The organism is Candidatus Saccharimonadia bacterium, from assembly GCA_035544015.1.
Taxonomy (GTDB): Bacteria; Patescibacteriota; Saccharimonadia; order UBA4664; family UBA4664; genus UBA5169.
In genome coordinates this window covers 1-3,788 of record DATKIP010000049.1, presented here as the reverse complement: position 1 = coordinate 3,788, position 3,788 = coordinate 1, and the positions used below count along the sequence as shown (strand labels likewise).

Below are 3,788 nucleotides of genomic sequence, written 5' to 3'. Positions count from 1 at the left end.
GACCAGCCCGGCGGCTGGTTGGGCGAGAAAACCAGACCTGACGTGCCTTACATCACCAATCTGCGGCTGGATCCATTCGAGCGCACAGGCTGGCCCAACAACGGGACGAAGGAGGGCGCACAGCAATATTTCGATTGGTTCAAATACCAGTTCTGGCGCTTCGTCTTCGTTCAGCAAGTAGTGGGCAAGGAACTCCAGACCTTCGTCGAATTCCCGCCGATGCAGCGCGGCGCGAGCTTCAATCTCGACGCCGTCAAAGCAGAACTGGAAAAAAGGATTGCGCAGGCGGAAACAGCTGCCAAAGGCCCTGGCCACTGATGGAATGATCTTAAGGGTGGGCGGCTTGCGTACAGGTCGCCCGCCTCTGACTGCGAACTCCGCTTTCAATTGCGTTGTGGCTGGTGATTGTTGCGGCTCAGCTAATGACCGCTAATGTGCAGGTTTTCGGATGCCGGCATGCCGAGACCATCCTCACGCTCGGAGAGCCGGCGTCCGAAAAGCGCCAAGGCAGGAAATCGCGGGATGTGGGGCACCGACGGTGCAGCGGGCGCTATGGGGATTTGACGCCGGCGTGAGTGTTGGGGAAGTTGAGCCGACGCTGGCGATCGGATTGCTTTAGCTGGAATCCTGGGCGGGCGTGCTGGCGCGAACAAGCGGATCGCACGTTGCTCGACAGGATTTTCGGTGCGATCACGGGCCAGTCTTGCTGATCGGCGCAAGCCGGTGTGCTGCCGGGCGAGAGCCGGCCAGAATGGCGCGCTTCGGTGCGGTGCTGGATCAGCGATGACGGCATCATGAGGTGTCGATTCTGATCGCGGCCAGCGCGGGCGTGGGTCGGTGCTTTGGCTCGCTGCCGCGCGCGAAGGTCTCGATGATGAGCATGCGTCCGCCGCAGCAGGGGCATGGTCGCGGCAACATGCGGGGTTCGTCGGCCGCTGGGGCCTCTGAGGTATCTTGCTGTTCGCAGCGGACCGGCACGGCGAGCAGCTCGCGCGCCCGCGCGATGTTGGCGGCGCGGCTGCCACTGGCCAGCAGTCCGTAGTGCCGGATGCGGTGGAAGCCCCCGGGCAGCACGTGCATCAGGAAGCGTCGGATGAACTCGTGGGTCGACAGCGCCATGGTCTGATAGCGGCCAGGCCCCTCGATCCGGTAATCCTTCCACCGGAAGGTGACGCCGGTGCGGTCGGCTGCGATCAGGCGGCGATTGGAGATGGCGACCCGGTGGGTATAGCGCGATAGATAGGCGAGTACGGCCCTGGGGCCGCCGAACGGCCGCTTGGCATAGACCACCCAATCGATCTTGCGCAGCGGTGCCAGATACGCCTTGAAGGCTCTGATGTTATCGAGGCGGGCGTGGACGCCGAAAAACTTCAGACGTCCGGCCCGGTGGGCGGCGACGAGCTTGGCCAGGAACAATCCCCGGAACAGGCACGAGAGAACCTTCACAGGCAGGATAAAGTCTGTCCTGCACGGTACCCACCGCGTGCCATCAATGGAGATGCCGCCGCCCGGCACGATCATGTGGATATGGGGATGATGCGTCAGCGCCGAGCCCCAGGTGTGAAGCACCGAGGTGATGCCGATGCGGGCGCCGAGGTGCTCGGGATCGGCCGCGATGGTAGTCATGGTCTCGGCCGAGGTCGTGAACAGGATGTCGTAGATCACGGCCTTGTTCTGATAAGCGATGTCCGCAATGGCGGCCGGCAGCGTGAACACCACATGAAAGTACGGCACCGGCAGCAGATCGGCCTCGCGCGCGGCGAGCCATTCCTTGGCGGCCGTGCCCTGACACTTCGGACAATGGCGATTACGACAGCTGTTGTAAGCGATGACCGTGTGCGGGCAATCTTCGCAGCGCGCCACATGGCCGCCGAGCGCCGCCGTGCGGCAGCGCTCGATGGCCGACATCACCTTCATCTGGTCGAGGCTGACGTGACCGACATTGGCACGACGCCACGCCGCTCCGTGGTCGCGGAAGATATCCGCGACCTCCAGCACCGGGCGAGACATGACCGCGGGCCGTTACGTCGGCGGCTGGTCTTTCCTGTTCTTCTTGGGCTTCTTGCAAGGCTGCGACAGCAGGTCGAGCGGGCTCTTGATGCCAGCGATCATGCCGGTGGCGACGCGGGCGTAGCGCGCCGTCGTGTCCAATTTGTCGTGCCCCAGCAGCGCCTGGATAACGCGAATATCGGTGCCACGTTCAAGTAGGTGGGTGGCAAAGGAGTGTCGAAGCGCATGGAGCGTTACGCCCTTGCGGATTCCGGCAGCATCGGCCGCCTCATGGAACAGTCGGTTGAGTTGGCGGGTTGTCATCGGCTTACCGGGCCTTTGGCCTGGAAACAGCCAGCGCTCCTCCACGGGAGTTGTGGAATCGAAACCTCGCCGGCGCGTCTTCCACCATTGCCGCAGCAGCTCGAGCGTGTCGGGCGACAGCATGACATTGCGGTCCTTGCGGCTCTTGGACTGCTCGACCCGAATGATCTTCTGTGCGCTGTCGATGTGCTTGACCTTTAGCCTGACCACCTCGCCGGCGCGCAGGCCGCAGCCATAGCCGAGACCAAGCAGCACGCGCACCTTGAGGCTGCTCGCGACCGCCAGCAGGCGCCGGGTCTCGTCCGGGCTCATCACCAGCGGAATCTTCTGCGGCTCACGGAGGTGATAAATCTCGGCCGCAAGATCCAGTCGCCGCAACGTCACGCGAAACAAGAACCGCAGCCCGGTCATGATGCGGTTGCGATTGCAGATGCTTGCGCCCGTCTCGGAAAGATGCAGTTGAAACCGGCGGATATCCTCCGCCGTGGCCGTGTCCGGGGACCGCTTGAGAAATGCAGCGAACCGCTTGCAGCTGTGAATATGGCCCCTCTGCGTCCCCGCACAGAGCTTGCGTGCATTCATGTCCTCGATCATGCGCTGGCGCAACGGGCTGACCGTAACCGTACTCATGGGCAACTCCTGTCTTGGATGAGGTTGACGATACCTCGATCCTCAAGACAGGCCGACATGCCCGCTATCGACGATCTCTCATTTGGTTACCGCGCCCTCGGGTAGGCCCCCGCTTCAGCGGGCTATCGCGCAGCGATTTAGTGCGTTGGCACGAAACGGACATGCCGCCGTGGTCGCCCTATGTCCGTTGTTGGGGTAACAACGGAAGTCGAATTTCAGGGCCGTCACTTCCGTTTTTGACCCAACTGAGACATCGGCTGAGCGCTGCGGCACTGGTTTTGGTGCCGGTTTTAGCCCTATTAAGGTAGTCGTTTGAGCGGGTAAGATGCCGTCTCCTGAGCATGGGAGCGGACATGCAACGGCGCGAGTTTATCACGCTTGCTGGTGGTGCTGCAGCAACGTGGCCGCTTGCGGCGCGGGCGCAGCACACAGACCGGGTCCGGAGGGTCGGCATGCTGCTTGGCCTCGCCGAAAAAGACCCCGAAGCGATAAACCGCGTCAAGGCATTCCGGTTGGGTATGCGCGATTTGGGATGGACCGAAGGGCGCAACGTTCAGATCGAGTATCGGTTTGCCGGGACCAATCGGGAGTCGATTGATAAGAATGTGGCAGAGCTGGTCCGGCTGGCACCAGACGTCATTCTGGCAAATTCCACTGCGGTCATGCTTGCGCTGCAACCAGCAACGAGCAACATTCCAATCGTATTCGCGATGGTGAATGATCCAGTCAATCAAGGATTCATTTCGAATCTTGCGCACCCGGGGGGCAATATCACCGGGTTCTTATTCATCGAGTCCAGCATGATCGGTAAGTGGATCAGCCTGCTCGGCGACGTTAAGCCAAAT

Annotated in this window: 5 protein-coding genes; 2 read left to right on the top strand and 3 right to left on the bottom strand. The window is 61.9% G+C overall.

The window, feature by feature from the left end; translation table 11 throughout:
- Nucleotides 1-318, top strand: a 318-nt coding sequence (locus tag VMT30_02815; GenBank protein ID HVQ43873.1) for an arylsulfatase, incomplete at its 5' end; no start/stop codon positions are given.
- Nucleotides 319-550: 232 nt separating this feature from the next.
- Here VMT30_02815 and VMT30_02810 read toward each other — a convergent pair.
- From VMT30_02810 to VMT30_02800, 3 genes are read right to left on the bottom strand one after another with little or no spacing between them, the layout of a single operon-like run.
- The gene (locus tag VMT30_02810; GenBank protein HVQ43872.1) at nt 551-796 is read right to left on the bottom strand and encodes a hypothetical protein; all 246 of its coding nucleotides are present in this window, start codon (nt 794-796) and stop codon (nt 551-553) included.
- A complete protein-coding gene (locus VMT30_02805) occupies nt 793-2,010 on the bottom strand; it encodes an IS91 family transposase (protein ID HVQ43871.1) in 1,218 nt (405 codons plus the stop codon). Before VMT30_02805 ends, VMT30_02810 begins: the two co-directional genes overlap by 4 nt.
- Nucleotides 2,011-2,022: 12 nt before the next feature.
- A complete protein-coding gene (locus VMT30_02800) occupies nt 2,023-2,943 on the bottom strand; it encodes a tyrosine-type recombinase/integrase (GenBank protein ID HVQ43870.1) in 921 nt (306 codons plus the stop codon).
- Nucleotides 2,944-3,296: 353 nt separating this feature from the next.
- On the opposite strand from VMT30_02800, the gene VMT30_02795 reads away from it, so the two are divergent.
- The coding region (locus tag VMT30_02795) for an ABC transporter substrate binding protein (GenBank protein ID HVQ43869.1) at nt 3,297-3,788 on the top strand (492 nt) is incomplete at its 3' end.